The 4,156-nt window shown below is 65.7% G+C and carries 5 protein-coding genes; all 5 read right to left on the minus strand.

What is annotated here, in order from left to right; all coding sequences use genetic code 11:
* Positions 1-60: 60 nt before the first annotated feature.
* Positions 61-357 (minus strand): septal ring lytic transglycosylase RlpA family protein, encoded by a 297-nt coding sequence (locus AC1D00_RS30035; RefSeq protein ID WP_027547860.1) that lies wholly within the window; start codon positions 355-357, stop codon positions 61-63.
* A 103-nt stretch (positions 358-460) separates the two neighbouring features.
* Positions 461-1,306, minus strand: coding sequence for a CmcJ/NvfI family oxidoreductase (locus tag AC1D00_RS30040; RefSeq protein WP_135176949.1), 846 nt, complete (start codon positions 1,304-1,306; stop codon positions 461-463).
* 352 nt (positions 1,307-1,658) lie between these two features.
* Positions 1,659-2,597 carry an ABC transporter substrate-binding protein gene (locus AC1D00_RS30045; RefSeq protein WP_477013162.1) on the minus strand — a complete coding sequence of 313 codons (939 nt, stop codon included), beginning with the start codon at positions 2,595-2,597 and terminating at the stop codon, positions 1,659-1,661.
* Positions 2,594-3,694: an LLM class flavin-dependent oxidoreductase gene (locus AC1D00_RS30050; protein WP_477013163.1), complete on the minus strand. Its 1,101-nt coding sequence runs from the start codon at positions 3,692-3,694 to the stop codon at positions 2,594-2,596. Before AC1D00_RS30050 ends, AC1D00_RS30045 begins: the two co-directional genes overlap by 4 nt.
* Positions 3,695-3,724: 30 nt before the next feature.
* A partial coding sequence (locus AC1D00_RS30055) for an acyl-CoA dehydrogenase family protein (protein WP_477013164.1) occupies positions 3,725-4,156 on the minus strand: 432 nt, incomplete at its 5' end.

Below are 4,156 nucleotides of genomic sequence, written 5' to 3' on the forward strand. Positions count from 1 at the left end.
GATCCTGGCCATAGCGCCCCCTCACCCATGCTTGGGCGGCACTATAGCGCGCTAGGAGGCCTATTCCACCGAGACGCGCACCACGCCGGCGCTCATCATGCCGAGCGCGCGGGCTGCGGGCACCGAGAGATCGACGATACGGCCGCGGATGAAGGGGCCGCGATCATTGACGCGGCACTGGATCGAGCGGCTGCCGTAGGACACCCTCAGCACGGTGCCAAATGGGCGCGTGCGGTGGGCACAGGTCAGCTCGGAACCTTTGCCTTTTCCGTACCCGTAATATGAGGCAAGTCCGCTTTCGGCATGCGCCAGAGAAAATGTGGCAAGGCAAAATAATAAAGTGGTCAACGCTCGCACGGCACCGCTCCCCGGTTGGCCCTGCCCGTGCTGCAAACGTCGCCTTGTTCCCCGAAGTTCCAGGAACACTGCCGGGTCACCCCGGCAGTGCGATCACACATTGTTACTGTTTGTGGAACACCAACGTGCGCAGCTCGATGCTCTCACGCGGCGGCGCATCGGCGGGCGTGGTCGGATCGACGAAGGCGGTGTGGGGCCCGAAGCGGGTGCGGCCGTCGGTCGCCGAGTCGTAGCACTTGAGCAGCAACGCCTCGTCCGGCGTCATCTCCGGGAAATAAAACCAGCGATGGTTCGGATTGTATTTCACCGAATAGGTCTCGCCGCGGCGGTTGGGATAGATCAGGTCGGAGGCGATGAGATCCTCCGGCGCGACCGTGGTGCCGTCGGCCATCGCGAGCGGCGAGTCGCGCAAGGGACCGCGGATCGGCCGCCACAGATTGATCACCTGCACGCGCCCCTTCAGCAGCTCGTCGGCCTCGTCAGGCAGATGCTCGCGCACGCGGTTGGCGCCGGAGACGGCGGTCTGGTCGACATGGACGCGCGTCGCCGGCTGGCGCGGGCCACCATCGCGAATATCGGCAGCGCCTGCGACGCGCTTGCGCACGGTATGGTCGAAAATGAAAACGCGATCGGCCTTCAGCGTCGCCCGCAAGAAGGCCTCGACGGCGGGATAGTAGACCGCCCTCAGCTCCGCGTCGTCGTAGAAGTCCTTCACCTGGGTTGGATGGCGCACCAGCGCAAAGCCTTCGCGATCGAGCGAGATATTGCTCGCGATCAGCCGCGCGTCGAAGATCGGCACCTGATGCGGCTCCGGCAGCGACGTGCTCTTCGGCTCGCCCGGCGGCGGATCGAACGCGTAGGTGCGCGGTTTGCCCGGTGTCGGCGCAAGGTAGTTGAGTTCGGCGGTGACGAAGGGAAGCGATTCGATTTTTGTTTCTTGCAGGCCCATGGCCGGTCTCCCGATGTGGTCGTCGGATTGATTTTTGGCGGGGTGCGTGCGGCTGCAAGGGAGGTGATGCAAATAGCAATGGGGGTGTTGTTGAGCGGAGGGAACGCAGAACGAATCTGTCGAGAACGGCGGTCGCTCTGGCTACGTTCTTCTCGCTTCACGGATGCTTGAAGGGTTCGTCAGCCCTCGCGCCCCGCCGCCGTCATTCCGGGGCGCCCGCAGGGCGAGCCCGGAATCCATCGGGCCGCAAACTTTGTAGATCAATGGATTCCGGGCTCGCGACTTCGTCGCGCCCCGGAATGACGCCGGTGCAGCGTTTCACGATGCAGCGCGTCCGGGACACGAACGCTGCCTACAGCCCCGCCTTGGCGATCGCGTCCGCAAAGGAGCGGTCGACGATCTCGGCCGCATCGAGCTTCTGCTTGATCAGGCCCCAGCGGAAATAGAGGTCGATCGTGCCCTGCTCGTCCACGACCACGCCGTCATCGATCGGCGCGATGCGGATCTTTGCGCGCGACAGCCAGTTCAGCGGCACGGCGGTCGGGATGTTCATCAGCCTGCCCCAGGTCGCGGCATAGCTGTCGACGTTGTTCAGCGACCAGGCCCGCGCGGCGGTCAGGCGGCGGATGAAGTCGGTCAACTCGGCGCGCTTGTCGCGGATGGCGTCAGGCCGCGCCACCTGGAAGCTCAGGCCCGGCGTCAGCCCTTCCGAGGTGATGATGTGGCGCGATTTGAACAGCACCTCCTCCTGGCTGACATAGGGCTCCCAGGTCGACCACGCATCGACCGAGCCTTGCGTGTAGGCGATCTTGGCATCCGATGGCGCCAGGAACGCGATCTGCACGTCGGACGCAGCCCAGCCGTTCTTTTCCAGCGCGGCGAGGATCAACTGATGGCCGATCGAGCCGCGGCCGGTCGCGATCTTCTTGCCGCGCAGGTCGGCGAAACTCTTGATCGGTGAGGTCTCGGGCACGAGGATGGCGAGCCCCTCGCGCGTCTGCCGGATCGCGGCGATCGCCTTCACCGGTGCACCGGAGGCGGCGGCGAAGGTGAAGGGCGCATCGCCAACGAGCCCGGTCTCGATCGCACCGGCGCTGAGCGCCTCGAGCAGCGGTGCGGCCGCCGGAAACTCCTTCCACTCGATCTTGTAGGGGACGTCCTTGAGCACGCCTGCCGCTTCCATCACGGCCTGCGCATTGCCCTTCTGGTCTCCGACGCGGAGCGTGGTCTGCGCCGCCGCCAGTTCCAACGAACCGAACAGCAGCGCGCCGGCCAGCATGAGACGGATCATTCCGCGGCCTCGCCGCGAACGGCCCGGCGCTTGGCGACGAGTTGGCGCGTCAGCGGGATCAGCTCGCGGCCGTATTCGATGGCATCGGGAAGCGGATCGAAGCCGCGGATCAGGAAGTGGCTGACGCCGAGGTCGTAGTAGTCGCCGAAGACCTCGGCGACCTGCTCGGGGGTGCCGACCAGTGCCGTGGTGTTGCTGTTGGCGCCGGTGAGCTTTGCGATCTCGGTCCAGAGCCGCTTGTCGATCCGGCTGCCCTGGTCGGCGAGCGCGAGCAGGCGCCGCGCGCCGGCCGTGGCATGGCCGTCGGCCGGCTTGCGGTAGCCGGTCTTGTCCTGAAGCGCGGTGGCCCGTGCCAGGATCTCCTCCGCCTTTTCCCAGGCCTGCTTTTCGGTGGGCGCAATGATCGGCCGCACCGAGAGGCTGAAGCGCGGCGTCGGCCGCCCGTGCCTGACGGCGGCGTTGTGAACGCGGGAGGTGACGTCGCGCACCTGCGCATAGGACTCACCCCACAGCGCAAAAGTGTCGGCATGCTTGCCGGCGACATCGATCGCGGCGTCGGAGCCGCCGCCGACGAAGGTGTAGATGCCACCCTTCTGCAGCGGCTTCACCTGCGAAAAGCCGTTCTCGACGTTGTAGTACTTGCCGCTGTAGTTGAACGGCTTCTCGCTGGTCCATTCCAGCCGCACCACATCGAGGAATTCGCCAGTGCGAGCGTAACGCTCGTCCTTGTCGTCGAGCGTGTTGCCGTCCTGCCTGAGCTCGGCCGCATTGCCACCGGTGATGACGTGCAGCGAGACGCGGCCACCATAGAATTGGTCAAGCGTCGCGAGCTGGCGCGCCAGCAGCGTCGGGGCGGTGAAGCCTGGACGCTGCGCGATCATGACCTTGAGCGATTTGGTGATGGTTAGGACATGCTGGGCGACCTGCAACGCATCCGGCGTCGTCGAATGGAACGCCAGCAGCGCACGATCGAAACCGGCAAGCTCGTGCGCCTTCGCCACTGTCTCGATATAGGCCGGATCGAGCACCGGACCCTCGCGCACGATGGTCTCGGAAGCGTTGCTGTTAGCGATGAAGCCGATGAACTCGATCGACATGATCGTCTCCCTGATTGTTTTGCGGAAAGGCTAGAGGCCCAATGCGGCGCGGCCGAGGCCGATGCGCGTGGAATCGTCCTGCGGCGTGTGCACCCGACCGCACAGCACGTCGCGATAGTGCCGCTCCAGCGGATTGGCGCGGGAGAGGCCGTGATTGCCGGTGAGCGACAGCGCGTCCTCGACGGCGGCCACCGCATTGTTGGTGACGGTGAGCTTGATCACGTTGGACTCGGCCGCCGAAAGCTCGACACCGTCGTCGAAGTCGCCGGCAAAGCAGGCGATCAGCCGCGCATTGACCGCGAGCCGAGCCTCGATGGCGCCGAGGATCTCCTGCGCGCGGGCTAAGGTCGCAAGCGGCGCGCCGAGACTGGCGGGAACGCGTTGCTTCAGGAACGAGATCAGCCAGTCGCGCGCGGCGCGGGCGACACCGTCATAGATCGCGGCAACGAAGATGGTGTGGAC

This window comes from Bradyrhizobium sp. P2_E8 (assembly GCF_056403875.1).